The following is a 15,434-nucleotide window of genomic DNA, read 5'->3' on the forward strand; positions in this document are numbered from 1 at the left end:
AGGCGTGCGACGAGCCTCCCCGACCGGACGACCCGCCGCCGGTGGTCGCGCGCCCCGGCCGCGCGATGCACAGCCAGAGCAACTCGGCTTCGACGGCATGCCGGAGCGGCTGTTCGTCTGCACGCCGAGCAAGCTCGGCGCGTACGCCGACTGTCCCCGCCGTTACCGCTACTCCTACGTCGACCGGCCCGCCCCGCCGAAGGGCCCGCCGTGGGCGCACAACTCCCTCGGCGCCAGCGTGCACACCGCCCTGAAGAACTGGTACGCGCTGCCCGCCGACCGGCGTCGCCCCGAGGTGCTGCCCACCCTGCTCAAGGGCACCTGGGTACGCGAGGGATACCGCGACGACGAGCAGGAACGCGACGCCTACCGGCGGGCCCTGGGCTGGTTGGAGGCGTACGTCGACGGGCTCGATCCGGCCGACGAGCCGGTCGGCGTGGAGCGGGTGGTGGCGGTCAAGACCGGGGTGCTGGCCTTCAACGGCCGTGCCGACCGGATCGACGGGCGCACCGGCGTCGACGGTCCCGAACTGGTCATCGTCGACTACAAGACCGGCCGCACCGGGCTGGACACCGACGACGCCCGAGGCTCGCAGGCGTTGGCCCTCTACGCGTACGCGGCCGAGCGGGTCTTCCGCCGACCGTGCCGGCGGGTCGAGCTGCACCACCTGCCCAGCGGCACCGTCGCGGCGCACGAACACACCGTCGAGTCGCTGGCCCGACAGGTGTCGCGGGCGGAGGAGACCGCCCGCGACATCATGGCCGCCGAGCGGTCGATCGCCGACGGTGGCGACCCGGATGACGCCTTCCCCACTACACCCGGCCCGCGCTGCGCCTGGTGCGACTATCGCCGTACCTGCCCGGCAGGAGCCGACCTGCCCGGCAAGGAGCCGTGGGCCGCGGTCGAACGCCCCGCCGCGCCGCCCGCCGAGCAGGACTGAAGCGTCGGCCACGCCGGCTCGGCCGGTGACGGGCGATGCAGGGGCCCAGGTGCCGGTCAGGCGGGTTGGCGGTGGCTGTTCAGGCGCTGGTGGTGGCGGGTGCCGGTCAGGCGTGCGGCACGCTCCTCGGCGGCGCGTCGCATCGGGCCTTCCCGCCAGTCGCGGGGCAGCGCGGTGAGGGCGAGCCGCAGTGCGCGTACCGTCACGTCGGCCGAGAGGGCGGTGGTCGGCAGGCCCAGCCCGCCGTAGAGCCGCCGGGCCCAGGCTGGCAGCAGGGCGAGCGCGGTGCCGGCGATCCCCAGGTACGCCCACCTCGGCGGGCCCAGGTTGAGCCCGATCCGGGCAGGCAGGCTGAGTTTCCACGGCAGCGGCGGAGCGGTCAGGAACAGCGCGGTCTCGGCGGCCTCGCGGGTCATGCGCAGTTCGGGGCGGACCTGCCGGTAGTACTCGGCGACCTCGGCGGCGGTGCCGGGCACCGTCTGCGGGTCCAGCCCCACCAGGGCGGCGACCCGGCGCTGCTCGGTGTAGTAGGCATCCACCTCGGCGGCGTCCAGCGGCACACCGGCCCGGCGGCCGGTGTCGAGGAACGACTCCACCTCGGTGACGTGCACCCAGCGGAGCAGGTCCGGCTCGTCGATTCGGAACCGCTCGCCGGTGGCCGGGTCGACCGCGGTCATCCGGGCGTGCATCCGGCGGAGCCGTCGGCCGGCCTCCTCCGCTTCGGCGGTGGTGCCGTAGAGGGTGGTCCCGACGTAGTTGGCGGTGCGGATCAGCCGCCCCCAGGCGTCCCGGCGGTAGTTGCTGTTCTGCGCCACCCCGGCCATCGCCCGGGGGTGCAGTGCCTGAAGGTAGAGCGAACGGAGGCCGGCGACGAACAGAATCGGCTCCGCGTGCAGCTTCCACGACACAGATCCAGGACCGAACAACCCGACGTCGGCAGATTCCACCAGCCAAGCCTGCCACGCACCGGCGCCAAGCCCCAGCCTGCGGGTCAGCGGTCGGTGGTCCGGCGGGTCCGGCAGGCGGGGCAGAGACCCCAGAAGGTGACTTCCGCCTCATCGACCTGGAAGCCGTGGGACGTCCCGGAGTCGAGGCAGGGGGCGTCGCCGACCGCACAGTCGATGTCGGCGATCTCGCCACAGCCACGGCACACCACGTGGTGGTGGTTGTCGCCCACCCGGGCCTCGTATCGGGCCGGGCTGCCGGCCGGTTCGATCCGGCGGGACAGGCCGGCGCGGGAGAGCGCGCCCAGCACGTCGTAGACCGCCTGGGTGGAGACCGAGTCGAGGCGTTCACGTACCCGGCGGGTTATCTCGTCAACCTCAAGGTGGCCACCGCCGGCCAGGACGTCGAGCACGGCGAGGCGCGGCCGAGTGACCCGCAGGCCCTTCGACCGGAGCAGTTCCTCGCCGGTTGGCATGCGTCAATGACAACACGGCGCGCAAGATGCGACAACCAATGCGCTCGCCCGGTGGCCCAGGCCACCACCAGTGGATCAGTCGATGGGACGGTTGAACCTCTCGAATCCGTCCGGCGTGTGAACCAGCAGGGCGATGGGCGGGCTGTTCGGCGCGCCGTACGCTGACAGCCACGATCATCCAGCCGGAGGTGTCGATGTTCGAGAAGGCGCTGGGTCTACCCCTGCACGTGTTGGTGGTGCACGCGGTCGTGGTCTTCGTGCCGCTGCTGGTGCTGCTCGCCCTCGCGTACGTCGCGCTGCCCCGGTTCCGGGCCCGCCTGGACTGGGCGGTGCTGGCCCTGGCGGTGGTCGCGCCGATCACCGCGTGGGTCAGTGTGCAGTCCGGCGAGGCGTTGCAGGAACGGCAGATCGCGCGGGGCTTCTCCGGCGAGATCCTAGATAAGATCAACAAGCATGCCGAGTACGGCGACGTGCTGTTCTGGCTCACTCTGGGACTGGCCGTGACGGTCGTGTTGTTGCTGGTGGCGACCAGCCGCCACGACCGGCTGCCGAAGTTGCCCCGCTGGGCTGCCCCGGTGCTGTCGCTGGTGGTGCTGGGGCTCGGGGTGGCTGCGCTGGTCTACGTCTGGCTCACCGGTCACTCGGGCGCCGAGATGGTATGGGGCAACACCTTCGAGTAGGCCCGCTCAGAACAGCGCCCGGGTGCAGGTTCGCTCAGAACAGCGCCCGGGTGCAGAGCAGGCAGACCAGCGCCACGAGAATCACCCCGGCGACCGCGCCCACCCCCCAGGTCACCCGCTGCGCCCGCTGTTCCTGGGCGTCCAGGGCGATCATGTCCTGCGGCGGCAGTTGTCGGGGCGGCGTGGCCTGCAGGTGCACCGGTGGCCGCCAGCCGGCCGGCGGAGCGACGGTCGGTGGCGGCCCGGGATAGCCGTCCGACCCGCCGGCCGGTGCCGGTCGGTGCTCCGTGGGACTGCCGGATATGGCCCCGTCGCCGGTTTCGGGTCGGCGCCACGGCTCGTCGGAGGTCGGGCCGGGTCGGGAGGTCGTCACGCCGTCCGACGCTACCAACCACCCCATGGTTACGCGGTCAGCGCGGCCCATCGCGCGGTGGTCGATCGGCCGAGCCGGGTCGGTTCGTCGCCGGGGCACCTGGTCACCGTCGAGGTACCGGTGGCAGCCGCCGAGCGGCTAACCTTGCGCCTCGTGAGCACGCAGGATCCCCGCAGCCGGGGCGACGACGATCGGGTGGTCGACCTGGGCGACGACTTCACGGTGCTGCCCGAGCAGACCGCCGACGACACCGACCAGGGTTGGGGCGAGCGGGCCGGGAGCAACGACGACCGGTTGCTGGCCGAACGTCCACCGCACTGGGACTGATTCGGGCCCAGGCCGGCATCCGCCGACGGAACCGCCCGCCCGAGCGGGCGACGACTCAGGAGGTGCTGGCGGCTGCCGGCGCCTTGCCCGTACCGCTGCCCGAGGAACCGCCCGACGAGCTGCTGGTCGAACCGGACGACGAGGAACTCGGCGAACTCGACGGCGTGGTCGTGCCGGAGGAGGACGAGTCGGACTCGCCGGACTTGCTCGTGTTGCTCGACGTGCTCTCCGAGCCGGACGAGCGGGAGTCGGTGCGGTAGAAGCCGGAGCCCTTGAAGACGATGCCGACGGAGTTGAACATCTTCCGCAGCCGCCCCTCGCACGCGGGGCACTCGGTCAGCGGCTCGTCGGAGAAGGACTGCACCGCCTCGAGCTGGTGACCGCACGCGGTGCAGGCGTACTGGTAGGTGGGCACGTTCTCCTCCGGATCTGACACGGCCGGTTGGCACTCGACGTATTCGAGTGCCAATGGTGCGTCATCGGCCCCCGGTTCGTCCAGCGGAAGTGTGGGGCACGACACCCGAGAGGATGTCGAGTGGGAGCAGGCCGCCGGTGGGCGTGACGACCGCGCGTACCGGCCGGTCATGACGTTCGGCAGGTAGCGCGTCGAGCAGTTCGCCGTCGTGCAGCGGCGCCACCGTCAGGACGGTCGTCGGCACCCGGGCCAGCGCCCGGTCGTAGGAGCCGCCGCCCCGGCCCAGGCGTACGCCCCGACGATCCACCGCCAGAGCGGGCACGACGACCAGGTCGGCGCTGGTGATAGCGGTCGGCCCCAGCCGTGGCGTGGTCGGTTCCCGAATGCCCCGGCCGGCGGCCGCGAGCGCCTGCGGCCCGGCCCAGGGTGCCCAGTCCAGGTCCAGGTCGTCGCAGAGCACCGGCAACAACAGCTGCGCCCCGGCCGGCACGGCGTCGGCGAGCACCGCCGGCAGCTGCGCTCCGCCGGGCTCGCTACCGACCGGCAGGTACGCGGCGACCCGGATCGGCCGCAGCCGGCGTACCAGGGCGACCAGTTCGTCCTGGACGCGCGCCGCAGCCGAGCGGCGCTCGGTTTCGGTGAGCGCCCGGCGGCGGGCGAGCAACTCCACCCGTACCGTTCGCTTCGCGTCATGCGTCACTTCCGCGTCTTCCGCAAATTCCGGCACGCAACACTCCTCACGCAAAGCTCTTCCGGTGGTCGCTCTGTGTCAGCATCGCAGGCAACGGTCGCGCAACTTCCGGGGGGAAGTGTTGACGCTACGCGGGCGGTTGACAGCAGCCTTCCTGGCCGTGGCGTTCGGCCCGATCCTGTTCGGTGCCGTCTTCGTCGCCTCGACCGTGACGGCGGTCGACCGTAGCCGCGCCACGGAACGACTGGCGGTGGCCGCCGCCGCCGTGCGTACCTCGATCGACGCCCTCTGCCAGCAGTTGCGTGCCGCCGCGGACGCCGTCGCCCTCACCACCGACCACCCGGGCGCGGCCAGCCAGGTGGTCGGTCGGGGTCTCGCCGCGGCCGTGCAGGTCACCGACGTCACCGGCCGGGTCAGCGTCGCCACCCCGAATGCTCCGCCGGCACCCTGGCGGGACTGCGCCGAGCCCGGACGGCCCGCCGGTCCGGTCGCTGCGCTCGCGGTCCGGGTCGAATTGCGCGACGTCGGCGGCGCGCGACTGGGTACGGTCACCGCCGCGCAGCCGGTCGACCCGTTGCTCGTCGCCCGACTGGCGGCGGTGACCGGAGTCGCGGTGACCCTGCTCGACGGCACCGCGCCGACCACGACGGTGGCCCACTCCACCGAGACCGACGGCGGTCGGGAGGCGGTCCTGGCCGCCGTCTCCTCGCTGCGTGAGGAGCGGGTCACCAGCACGCCCGACGGGCGATACCTGCGGCGGGCCGGTCCGGTCCCGGGGCAACCCCTGCCGCTGGTGCTGTCGGTGCCCAGTGACCAGCCGCCGGGGCTGTACCCGGTGCTGGTCGCCGTCGTGCTGCTGGCGGCCCTGCTGGGCGTGGCGATGGCCTGGCGGCTGGCCTGGGTGACCACCCGGCCGCTGGTGGAACTGGCCGGTGCGGTGGACCGGGTCGCCGCCGGGGATCTCACCGCCCGGGTGCCGGTTCGCAGCGGCGACGAGATCGGCCGGCTGGCCGGGGCGTTCAACCGGATGACCCGGGAGACCGACGGCTACCTGGCGGCGCTGGCCAGCAGCCGGGACCAGTTGCGCGGCCACCTCGCCGTGCTCGGCGACACCCTGGCCAGCACTCACGACCTGCAACGGATCCTGCGGGTGATCCTGCACAGCGCACTCGCGGCGACCGGGGCCCGAGCCGGTGCGGTACTGCTCACCGAGCCGGGCGGCGTGCTCGTCGCCCAGTGCACCGAGGGCCTCGACGGGCGCTGGACCGGCACCGGGCCGCCGCAGGTGCCACTGGGCAACAGTGTGGTCGGTGCGGTCGCGGCCACCGGCCAGCCCTGCCGAGGTCGGATGGAGGAAACTGCCGCGTCGCCCGGCGAGCCGCGTTGCCGCACGTACATCGCCGTGCCGTTCGCCACGCCGGAGACCAGCAGACCCAGGGAGCCCGGGGGCAACCGGTCCGGGGAGGACGCGGCATACGCGGGCACAACCGGGCCGCCGGCCAGGCCGCTGGGGGTACTCGCCCTCTACGACCGGCTCGGCGGGGAGGAGTTCGACGACGACGACCTGGTCACTCTGCGTACCTTTGCCGGGCATGTGGCGGTGGCGGTCGACAACGTACGCCTCCACGAGGAGGCGCAACGGCTGTCTCTCACCGATCCGTTGACCGGCCTGTGGAACTACCGCTACCTGCGCGAGTCGCTGCGTCGGGAGGTGGAACGGGCCAGCCGGTTCGGTCGGATGGTGAGTGTCCTCGTCCTCGACCTCGACCGATTCAAGAAGATCAACGACACGTACGGTCATGCGGCCGGTGACACGGTGCTGGCCGAGTTCGCGCGCCGGGTTCGCGGCGAGATCCGCGAGGTGGACCTCGCCTTCCGCCAGGGCGGGGAGGAGTTCGTGCTGCTGCTGCCGGAAACCGACGCCCGAGGCGCCGCGATCGTCGCCGAGCGGCTCGGTGCGGCCGTCCGAAACACCCCGGTCACGGTGCTGGGTCACGCGGGTGTCGGCGAGTCCATCCGGTTCACCGTATCCATCGGGATCGCCGTCTACCCCGATCACGCCGAGACCGGTCTGCGGGTGCTGGAAGTGGCGGACGAGGCGCTCTATGCGGCCAAGGCAGCCGGTCGGGACACCTGGCGGGTGGCGGTGGGCGCGAGTCGGATCAACGACCCGGAGGACGGCGGTCGGGGTGCCCGCGCCGCCCCGGCGGTGCAGTCCACCCGGGAGATGTCGGTGTCGGCCGTCACGCGCATACCGGCTGACGGGCTGCCCCGGGCCGGTCCTGGCGGCGCTCCCGGCGCGTCGGTCGAACGCGCCGAGCCGACCTGAGCCGGTTGTGCCGGTACCGGCACAACCGGCTCACGCAGGCGGCGCGTCTTTGTGGTCCTCACCCGCCGAGGTGCGGCCGTGGCCGATAGTCTCGCGACATGTCGGAGCACTCAGCGAACCCCTCAGCGGCCGCCGCCACCGGCCGCCCCCGTGCCGTCAAGGCCGTGATCCCGGCTGCGGGCCTGGCGACCCGGTTCCTGCCGGCCACCAAGGCGGTTCCCAAGGAACTGTTGCCGGTCGTGGACCGGCCGGTGTTGCAGTACATCGTCGAGGAGGCCGCGCAGGCCGGCATCGGCGACATTCTGCTGATCACCGGTCGGGGCAAGACATCGATGGTCGACCACTTCGACCGTCGGCCCGACCTGGAGGAGCGGCTCGCGGAGAAACCTGACCTGCTGGCCGCCGTCAAGCGGACCGAGGAACTGGCCGCCATCTACACCTGCCGGCAGCCCGAGCAGTTGGGTCTCGGCCACGCTGTCGGGTACGCCGAGTCGCACGTCGGTGATCAGCCCTTCGCGGTGCTCCTCGGCGACGAGTTCGTCAAGCTCACCGAACCGCTGCTGCCGGCCATGCTGGAACTCCAGGCCCGTACCGGCGGCGTGGTGCTGGCCTTCTTCGAGGTCGACCCGTCCGAGACCAAGCGGTACGGCATCGCCTCGGTCGAGCCGGCGGAGGCCGAACTGACCGACATCGGCGAGGTCGTGAAGGTCACCGGCATGGTCGAGAAGCCGACGCCGGAGGAAGCACCGAGCAACCTCGCCGTACTGGGGCGCTACGTCCTTCCCGGCAAGATCTTCGACGCCATCCGTCGTACCGAGCCCGGCAGCGGCGGTGAGATCCAGCTGACCGACGCGATGGAACTGCTGCGGGCCGAGGGCACACCGGTGCACGCGATCGTCTACCGGGGCGTCCGCTACGACACCGGCATGCCGCTGGGCTACCTCCAGACCGTGGTGCAGATCGCCGCCGAGCGCGAGGACCTGGGCAGCGAGTTCCGCAAGTGGCTGGCCGAATTCGTCAACTCCGACGCGTCGGGCGGTCTGGATACATGACCGCGACGGCCGACGCCGAGGCGGCCGAAAACGGGTTGACGCCGCTCGCCGACTACCTGGGCAGTGTGCTGCGCAGGTTACGCGCGCTGCCTCCACTCGACCTCGACCTCACCCAGGCGTACGGCAACGTCCTCGCCGAGGACGTCATCGCACCGCACTCGTTCCCGGCCTTCGACCAGGCGGCCGTCGACGGGTACGCCGCGCGCTGGGAGGACATCGCCGGCGGGGTCCGGGGCATGGGCTACGTCCCGACCCAGTCCGGTGGCGCGGGTGGCCGCACCGTACGGCTCAATGTGGTCGGTGACCTCGGTGCGGCCAGCTGGCGCCCGGTACGACTCACCCCGGGCTCGTGTTTCTCGGTCGCCGCCGGTGCGCCGCTGCCGATCGCCGCCGACGTGGTGGTGCCGGTGGAATGGACCGACCAGGGCATGGCGGCGGTGGAGATCTTCCGCGCCCCCAAACGGGGGTACGGGGTACGCCGCACGGGCGAGGAGGTGGCCGCCGGTGCGGTGCTCGCCCGTTCCGGCACGTACGTCTCGCCGGCGCTGGTGGCCGTGCTCGCCGCCACCGGCATCGGGCACGTGGTGGTCCGCCCCAGCCCGCGCGTGGTGATCGTGGCGACCGGCGACGAACTGGTCGACGTGGGCCGGGGCAGCCAGCCCGGCCAGGTGGTGGACGCCAACTCACACGCGTTGACCGCCGCCGCGGCGGAAGCGGGAGCGCTGGCGTACCGGGTGGGAATCTGTGACGACGACCCGGAAGGGCTGCGCGGCCTGCTGGAGGACCAGACGCTGCGGGCCGACCTGATCATCACCACCGGCGGCACCGGCACCGGGCCGGGTGACATGGTTCGCCGGATCCTGTCCCGCCGGGAGGGCAACCGGGCCGGCCCGGTCACCTTCACCGACGTGGCGCTCTACCCCGGCACCGCGCTCGGGTTCGGCACCGTCGGCGCCGAGGAGGTGCCGGTGGTCTGCCTGCCCGGCGACCCGGGCGCGGCGATGATCGGTTTCGAGGTGCTGGCCCGCCCGGCGATCAACCTGCTGGCCGGCGCCGAACCGGTGTTCCGGCCCAGCGTGCGGGCGCACCTGCTGGAGACCGTCTCCTCGCCGGCCGGGCTGCGCGAGTTCCGGCCCGCGCACGTCGCCGAGCGACGTGGCGGGGGTTACACTGTCCAACCGCTCAACGGCGGCCCGTTCACCCTCTCCGGCCTGGCAGAGGCGAATGGACTTCTCGTACTCGGCGAGCGGGTGACCGCCGCCGCCGCCGGCTCCACGGTGGACGTGCTGCTGCTCGACCGTCGACGCTGACGCTGGAAAGTGGAGGACTGGTGCGGCTGCGACAGGCACCCGGCTGGCCGGTGGTGCTCACCGACGGCGCGGTGACCCTGCGGCCGTACCGGCGCTCCGACGCGGTGGCCTGGTCGGAGGTGCGCTGCGCCAACCGGGACTGGCTGGCACCCTGGGAGTCGTCGTTGGGCGTTGACTGGGACCAGCTGAACTCGCCGGCCACTTTCCGCTGGGTCTACCGCGATCAGCGGCGATCCGCGCGTACCGGTGAGGGCATGCCGTTCGCGGTCTGCCTGCACTCCGATGGTGAGCAGCGACTGGTCGGGCACATCAACGTAGGCAACATCGTGCGCAGGGCGTTCTGCTCCGGCTACGTCGGATACTGGGTGGACCGTCGGGTCGCTGGCCAAGGCGTGATCCCGACCGCGCTGGCCCTCGTCGTCGACCATGCCTTCGGCCCTGGTGGACTGCACCGGGTGGAGGTCAACATCCGGCCGGAGAATCGGCCGTCCCGCCGGGTGGTGGAGAAGCTGGGCTTCCGCGAGGAGGCATACCACCCGCGCTACATGCACATCGACGGCGCCTGGCGCGACCACATCGGATACGCGATGACCAGTGAGGAAATCGCCGCCGAAGGCGGGCTGCTGGCCCGCTGGCACCGGCTACGCGCTCGTACGCCATGATCGCGCCGTGAGGCGTCCCACGTGCAGGATCGGCGCGGCGCGGCGGTTCCGGCGACCCTGACCCGTAACCTCAAGTAACTGCAAGCTGCGGCAGGCGCTGCCCGCTCCGCATGTTTCACGTCGCCGACGCCGTTCGGTGGAAGATTCTGCGGCCGGTCAGTGGCTGCTTCGAATCTGGTGACGGGAGGGGTGAGGGTGCCGACCTCGGTGCTCCTCGCCGTCCTCGCCGCCGCCGGTCTGCTCGCCCTCGCTCCGGCGCTGGTTCGCCGGTACGACGCCGCCGAGCGGCTGGTGGCGGAGCGGGCGCAGTCGACGGCGCGGGTGCTCCAGCGCCGCCGGCGACGCCGCACTGTCCCGGGTCGCCGGCCCGTCAATGCGCCCCGCGCCCTCGTCGTCACTCTCAGCGAGGATGCGGCCTCCGGGGGACTCGCCGCCCCGGTCTCCGGCCCGCCCGCGCCACGGCGCCGCTCCGGCGAGTCCGGGGGTTCGCTGTCCCGCCGTTCCGGCGAGTCCGCAGGCTCAATGTCGCGTCGTTCCGGTGAGTCTGCGGGATCGTTGTCTCGCCGTTCCGGTCGGCCGAGCCGGCTGCGGTCCGTGCCGTCCGCCGCAGGTCGGACCCGCCGCCGCCCCGACCGGCGTCGCCCGCACACCCCCGCCATCTACCGCCGCCGTCGGGTCCTTGCCGCGCTGCTGCTGCTCAACGGCGTCGAACTGGTCGGCGTCGCGGTGGTCGGCCCCGGCTTCTGGATCAGCTTCGCAGTCACCGCCACCCTGCTGCTGGTGTACGTCGTACACCTGCGGGCCCGCGCGCTCGCCGACGGGCGCCGCCGCCGGGCCCGCGCCCGCGAGGCCGCCTGGCTCGCCGCCCGCCAAGCCGAGGTACGCCGCGAGCAGGCCCGCCGCGCCGCCGCCCGGCGCGAGGCCCAACGTCGCCTGGCCGCCCAACGGGAAGCCGTCCGACGCGCCGCCATGGGTCTGGACCGTCCCGCCGACCTGCCACCCGCTGCCAGTGGCGGCTCGGTCTCCTACCGCCGCGCCGGCGGCCTGCGCGGTCGCCCCTACGAAGCCGGCCGAGGCTCCCACTCCGCCTGACCGCCCCCGATCCCACGCGCGGTCGGCCGCGCGTGATCGACTCCACTTCGCCGATGTGGCGGTATCCGGCCGACGCGGACACCGCCACATCGCCGAACTTGCGCGCGCCCACTCCACACGGGCAGGCGGGTAGCGGGGCGGTTCGCGGTGGAGGTGGTCGACCTGTTAGCCTTGTCGCCGGCCCACCCGGTGACAGCCAGGTGGGGCCGACGCCGGTTCACCGGCGGAGGGGCTGTGGCGCAGACCGGTAGCGCACCTCGTTCGCATCGAGGGGGTCAGGGGTTCAAATCCCCTCAGCTCCACCCACACCATCAATGACCAGCGGAAACGCTGGTCATTGATCATTTGGCACAAATCCGGCACAAATTAGCTCTGATCTCATACGCCCAGGGCGTCACTCTGTCGCCTGCTGGCAGCCTTTCGGAGAGTAGTGCCCACGACGCTTCGACGACGCTGTTTCGTCGGCCACCAGTGCACGTACGTCGTAGACGCGGTCGCCACCGAGAACATGAACCACGCTCAACGGCGCGTCATGCGCCTCGTCCACGATCAGGTCTTTACCGAACCTGGGGGACAGCACCACCGGCGAGACCAATGAACCCTCGGACGGCCGTCGGAGCGGCAAGACGATGAGCAGTGGATACGCTCGCCGTCGTGACGCACGAGAAGGAGATCACCGAGCCGGTCGACCTGTGCCTGGCCGACGGGCGTCTCGCGCCTGACGCGGTGGGGTGGAGTCGCCGTCCCGTACACCGGGCGAACCTGCGCGGCTGGGGCCGTAACAAGCGCTGGGAGTACTGGGGGATTGTCACCCCGAGCCACATCGTCGGCCTGGTCGCCTCGTCGCTGGATTACGCCGGGGTGCACAGCCTCTACGTGCTCGACCGTACGACGAGGGTGGAGACCGACCGGAGCGTGGTGGTTCCCTTCGCCAGGGGCACCGCCTTTCCGCCGGTCAGCGGGATGGGTGAGGTACGGGCCCACGGCGGCGGGATCTCGATCGACATCGACCAGGCGGCGGCGGGGACCACGATCCGGGCCAGCGCCCCGGACATCGACGTCGATCTGGTGGTGCCGCTGCCGGAGAGGCACGAGTCGCTCGGTGTGGTGGTGCCGTGGAGCAGCCGCCGTTTCCAGTACACGGTCAAGGATGTCGGTCGCCCGGTACGCGGCACCCTGCGGGTCAACGGGGTGCAGCACACGGTCGCCGAGGCCGATTCCTTCGCGGTTCTCGACCACGGGCGCGGCCGGTGGCCGTACGCGATCCGCTGGAACTGGGCCGCCGGCAGCGGCCCGGGGCGGGCCATCCAGCTCGGCGGCCAGTGGACCGACGGTACCGGCTCGACCGAGAACGGACTCTTCGTCGACGGCCGGCTGCACAAGATCGGCGACGAGCTGCGCTGGGAGTACGACCGTGCCGACTGGCTGCGGCCGTGGCGGATCAGCGGCGAGCGGGTGGCCGTGCGGTTCCATCCCTTCCACGAGAAGGTCGCCCGGACCAATCTTGGTGTGCTCGCCAACGAGACGCACCAGTGCTTCGGGCACTTCACCGGCTGGGCGACGACGGACGACGGCGAGCGGGTCGACCTGGACGGGCTGGTCGGCTGGGCAGAGGAGGCACGCAACCGCTGGTAGCGCGGGATGTCGAGATCCGGTTGTCGGCTCCGTCCCCGGGGTGAAGCAGACCAGAATGGGTCGCACCAGCATCGAGGAGAACCATCATGGCCAAGTATCTGCTGCTCAAGCACTACCGTGGTGCGCCGGCTCCGGTCAACAACGTGCCCATGGAGCAGTGGACGCCAGAGGAGATCTCGGCGCACATGCGGTACATGCACGAATTCGCGGACCGGCTGGTCGCGACGGGGGAGTTCGTCGACGGCCAGGCGCTCGCCCCCGAGGGGACCTTCGTCCGGTACGACGGGGAGGGCCGCCCGCCGGTCACCGATGGTCCGTTCGCCGAGACCAAGGATCTCATCGCCGGCTGGATGATCATCGACGTCGACAGTTACGAGCGGGCCATCGAGCTGGCCGGGGAGTTGTCGGCCGCGCCGGGAGCGGGCGGGAAGCCGATCCACGAGTGGCTGGAGGTGCGCCCGTTCCTGACCGCACCGCCCACCGTCTCGCAGTGACCTGATGGACGAGGCACTGCTTCGGAGCCTCATCCCGAGCGTGCTCGGGGTCCTCGTCCGCCGCGGAGCCGACTTCGCGGCGGCCGAGGACGCCGTTCAGGACGCGCTTGTCGAGGCGATCCGAGCGTGGCCCGCCGACCCCCCACGGGACCCCAAGGGTTGGCTGGTCACCGTGGCGTGGCGCCGGTTCCTCGACGCGACCCGGGCGGATGCCGCGCGCCGCCGACGGGAGGATCTCGTCGACGAGGAGCCGACGCCGGGGCCCACGTCCACGGTGGACGACACGCTCCAGTTGTACTTCCTCTGCGCCCATCCGTCGCTGACGCCGTCGTCTGCCGTCGCGCTCACGCTGCGCGCGGTCGGCGGGCTGACCACCCGCCAGATCGCCCAGGCGTACCTGGTGCCCGAGGCGACCATGGCGCAGCGCATCAGCCGGGCCAAGCGCACCGTCTCGGGGGTACGGTTCGACCAGCCGGGCGACGTCGCCACCGTGCTGCGCGTGCTCTACCTGGTCTTCAACGAGGGCTATTCGGGTGACGTCGACCTCGCGGCCGAGGCGATCCGGCTCGCCCGGCAGCTCGCGGCGGTGATCGATCATCCTGAGGTGGCGGGGCTGCTCGCCCTCATGCTGCTGCACCACGCGCGGCGCGCCAGCCGAACCGCGCCCGACGGCAGCCTGGTGCCGCTCGCCGAGCAGGATCGTGGTCGCTGGGACACCACGTCGATCGCCGAGGGCATTCAGCTCCTTCAAGCGGCCCTCGCCCGGGACCGGCTGGGCGAGTTCCAGGCGCAGGCCGCCATCGCGGCACTGCACGCCGACGCCCGCACCGCCGAGGAGACCGACTGGGTGCAGATCGTCGAGTGGTACGACGAACTCGCGCGACTGACCGACAGCCCGGTCGTACGACTCAACCGGGCGGTCGCGGTCGGTGAGGCCGACGGCCCGCGCGCCGGGCTGGCGGCGCTCGCCGCGCTGGCCGACACCCTGCCCCGCTACACGGCGGTGGCGGCATACCTGCACGAACGCGACGGCAACCTGGCGACGGCGGCCCGCCTGTACGCCGAGGCCGCCCACCAGGCTCCCAATCTCGCCGAACGCGACCACCTGACCCGCCAGGCCGCCCGCCTCAACACCCACCTGTCCCGCTGAGGCGTCCCGCCTGTTCCGGCCCGGCACGAAGAAGGCACCCGACTGCCGCGGCGGTCAGTGCGGAACGTTTGCCCCGGGTGACGGATGTCCTGAGTCGACTGTCAGGATTGCGGATATGACGGTCCGATTCACCGATAGGGTTGCCCTGGTAACGGGCGGAAGCCGTGGTATCGGCGCCGCCGTCGCGCGACGGCTGGCCGAGGACGGCATCAATGTCGCGTTCACCTACCGCGCCGCCGAGGCGAGCGCGAAGGCCGTGGTCGCCGACATCGAGGCGTACGGCCGGACGGGTTTGTCGATCAGTGCGGACAGTGCCGACCCGGCGGCGGTGGTGGGTGCGGTCGAGCGGACCGTCGCCGAGTTGGGGCGGCTGGACATCCTGGTCAACAACGCCGGGGTGTTCGCGGGTGGGCCGATCGAGTCGGTGAGCTTCGACGACCTCGACCGGGCCGTCGCGGTGAACGTGCGCGGGGTCTACCTGGCCACCCAGGCGGCGGTCCGCCACATGGGTGCCGGCGGACGCATCATCAACATCGGCAGCAGTTTCGCCAGCCGCGTGGCGGTGCCCGGGGTGAGCGCGTACGCGATGACCAAGAGCGCGGTCAACGGGCTGACCCGGGCGCTGGCCCGGGAACTCGGCCCGCGCGGGATCACCGTCAACCTGATCCTGCCCGGTTCCACCGACACCGACATGAACCCGGCGGACAGCGCTGGCGCCGACGCCCAGCGGTCACAGATCGCCCTCGGTCGGTACGGGTCCCCGGCCGACGTGGCGGCCACGGTCAGTCACCTGGTCGGCGACGGTGGGCGGCACATCAGCGGCGCGTCGATCGCCATCGACGGCGGCGCCACGGCCTGAGCGGC

General features: G+C 72.1%; 18 protein-coding genes, 1 tRNA gene and 1 pseudogene. 14 read left to right on the forward strand and 6 right to left on the reverse strand.

Going from position 1 to position 15,434, the window contains the following annotated elements:
• Nucleotides 1–4: 4 nt before the first annotated feature.
• Nucleotides 5–940, forward strand: a complete 936-nt coding sequence (locus AB0M35_RS00570; protein ID WP_363740143.1) for a PD-(D/E)XK nuclease family protein — start codon at nt 5–7, stop codon at nt 938–940.
• Between the two features lie 56 nt (nt 941–996).
• Here the strand turns inward: AB0M35_RS00570 and AB0M35_RS00575 are convergent, their stop codons facing one another.
• A complete protein-coding gene (locus tag AB0M35_RS00575; protein ID WP_363740144.1) occupies nt 997–1,887 on the reverse strand; it encodes an oxygenase MpaB family protein in 891 nt (296 codons plus the stop codon).
• 44 nt (nt 1,888–1,931) lie between these two features.
• Nucleotides 1,932–2,360, reverse strand: coding sequence for a Fur family transcriptional regulator (locus AB0M35_RS00580; protein ID WP_363740145.1), 429 nt, complete (start codon nt 2,358–2,360; stop codon nt 1,932–1,934).
• Between the two features lie 194 nt (nt 2,361–2,554).
• Between AB0M35_RS00580 and AB0M35_RS00585 the strand changes: the two genes are divergently transcribed.
• Nucleotides 2,555–3,040: a DUF2231 domain-containing protein gene (locus tag AB0M35_RS00585; RefSeq protein ID WP_363741799.1), complete on the forward strand. Its 486-nt coding sequence runs from the start codon at nt 2,555–2,557 to the stop codon at nt 3,038–3,040.
• Nucleotides 3,041–3,074: 34 nt separating this feature from the next.
• Here the strand turns inward: AB0M35_RS00585 and AB0M35_RS00590 are convergent, their stop codons facing one another.
• Nucleotides 3,075–3,440 carry a hypothetical protein gene (locus tag AB0M35_RS00590; protein WP_363740146.1) on the reverse strand — a complete coding sequence of 122 codons (366 nt, stop codon included), beginning with the start codon at nt 3,438–3,440 and terminating at the stop codon, nt 3,075–3,077.
• Nucleotides 3,441–3,566: 126 nt separating this feature from the next.
• Here AB0M35_RS00590 and AB0M35_RS00595 point away from each other — a divergent pair, with 126 nt between their 5' ends.
• Nucleotides 3,567–3,740: a hypothetical protein gene (locus AB0M35_RS00595; protein WP_363740147.1), complete on the forward strand. Its 174-nt coding sequence runs from the start codon at nt 3,567–3,569 to the stop codon at nt 3,738–3,740.
• A gap of 62 nt (nt 3,741–3,802) precedes the next feature.
• Nucleotides 3,803–4,000: a hypothetical protein gene (locus AB0M35_RS00600; protein WP_363742003.1), complete on the forward strand. Its 198-nt coding sequence runs from the start codon at nt 3,803–3,805 to the stop codon at nt 3,998–4,000.
• Between the two features lie 14 nt (nt 4,001–4,014).
• Here the strand turns inward: AB0M35_RS00600 and AB0M35_RS00605 are convergent.
• Both AB0M35_RS00605 and AB0M35_RS00610 read right to left on the reverse strand, forming a co-directional pair.
• A pseudogene (locus AB0M35_RS00605) lies at nt 4,015–4,326 on the reverse strand (FmdB family zinc ribbon protein); the annotation flags it as partial.
• A complete protein-coding gene (locus AB0M35_RS00610) occupies nt 4,217–4,882 on the reverse strand; it encodes a 5-formyltetrahydrofolate cyclo-ligase (protein ID WP_363740148.1) in 666 nt (221 codons plus the stop codon). The gene AB0M35_RS00610 and the pseudogene AB0M35_RS00605, both read right to left, overlap by 110 nt.
• Before the next feature lie 85 nt (nt 4,883–4,967).
• Here AB0M35_RS00610 and AB0M35_RS00615 point away from each other — a divergent pair, with 85 nt between their 5' ends.
• The 6 genes from AB0M35_RS00615 (at nt 4,968) to AB0M35_RS00640 (ending at nt 11,593) form a co-directional block, all read left to right on the forward strand.
• Nucleotides 4,968–7,175, forward strand: a complete 2,208-nt coding sequence (locus tag AB0M35_RS00615; RefSeq protein WP_363741802.1) for a diguanylate cyclase — start codon at nt 4,968–4,970, stop codon at nt 7,173–7,175.
• A 98-nt stretch (nt 7,176–7,273) separates the two neighbouring features.
• On the forward strand, nt 7,274–8,227 hold the full coding sequence (locus AB0M35_RS00620; protein ID WP_363740149.1) for a UTP--glucose-1-phosphate uridylyltransferase: 954 nt from the start codon (nt 7,274–7,276) through the stop codon (nt 8,225–8,227).
• Nucleotides 8,224–9,537 (forward strand): gephyrin-like molybdotransferase Glp, encoded by a 1,314-nt coding sequence (gene glp, locus AB0M35_RS00625; RefSeq protein ID WP_363740150.1) that lies wholly within the window; start codon nt 8,224–8,226, stop codon nt 9,535–9,537. Before AB0M35_RS00620 ends, glp begins: the two co-directional genes overlap by 4 nt.
• Nucleotides 9,538–9,557: 20 nt before the next feature.
• Nucleotides 9,558–10,199: a GNAT family protein gene (locus tag AB0M35_RS00630; protein WP_363740151.1), complete on the forward strand. Its 642-nt coding sequence runs from the start codon at nt 9,558–9,560 to the stop codon at nt 10,197–10,199.
• Between the two features lie 189 nt (nt 10,200–10,388).
• The gene (locus AB0M35_RS00635; RefSeq protein WP_363740152.1) at nt 10,389–11,291 is read left to right on the forward strand and encodes a hypothetical protein; all 903 of its coding nucleotides are present in this window, start codon (nt 10,389–10,391) and stop codon (nt 11,289–11,291) included.
• Between the two features lie 228 nt (nt 11,292–11,519).
• Nucleotides 11,520–11,593: transfer RNA gene (locus tag AB0M35_RS00640), tRNA-Ala, on the forward strand.
• Nucleotides 11,594–11,685: 92 nt separating this feature from the next.
• Here the strand turns inward: AB0M35_RS00640 and AB0M35_RS00645 are convergent.
• The gene (locus tag AB0M35_RS00645) at nt 11,686–11,874 is read right to left on the reverse strand and encodes a hypothetical protein (protein WP_363740153.1); all 189 of its coding nucleotides are present in this window, start codon (nt 11,872–11,874) and stop codon (nt 11,686–11,688) included.
• A 71-nt stretch (nt 11,875–11,945) separates the two neighbouring features.
• Here AB0M35_RS00645 and AB0M35_RS00650 point away from each other — a divergent pair, with 71 nt between their 5' ends.
• The 4 genes from AB0M35_RS00650 to AB0M35_RS00665 all read left to right on the forward strand — a co-directional run bounded on the left by AB0M35_RS00650 (nt 11,946) and on the right by AB0M35_RS00665 (nt 15,429).
• On the forward strand, nt 11,946–12,926 hold the full coding sequence (locus AB0M35_RS00650) for a DUF2804 domain-containing protein (RefSeq protein ID WP_363740154.1): 981 nt from the start codon (nt 11,946–11,948) through the stop codon (nt 12,924–12,926).
• A gap of 86 nt (nt 12,927–13,012) precedes the next feature.
• Complete coding sequence (locus AB0M35_RS00655; RefSeq protein WP_363740155.1) at nt 13,013–13,420, forward strand: YciI family protein; 408 nt, start codon at nt 13,013–13,015, stop codon at nt 13,418–13,420.
• A gap of 4 nt (nt 13,421–13,424) precedes the next feature.
• Entirely contained in the window at nt 13,425–14,570 is a 1,146-nt protein-coding gene (locus tag AB0M35_RS00660; protein WP_363740156.1) for a sigma-70 family RNA polymerase sigma factor, read from the forward strand.
• Nucleotides 14,571–14,685: 115 nt separating this feature from the next.
• Complete coding sequence (locus AB0M35_RS00665; RefSeq protein ID WP_363740157.1) at nt 14,686–15,429, forward strand: 3-oxoacyl-ACP reductase family protein; 744 nt, start codon at nt 14,686–14,688, stop codon at nt 15,427–15,429.
• The last annotated feature ends 5 nt before the right edge of the window (nt 15,430–15,434 follow it).

Source organism: Micromonospora sp. NPDC051196 (assembly GCF_040682415.1).
Taxonomy (GTDB): Bacteria; Actinomycetota; Actinomycetes; order Mycobacteriales; family Micromonosporaceae; genus Micromonospora.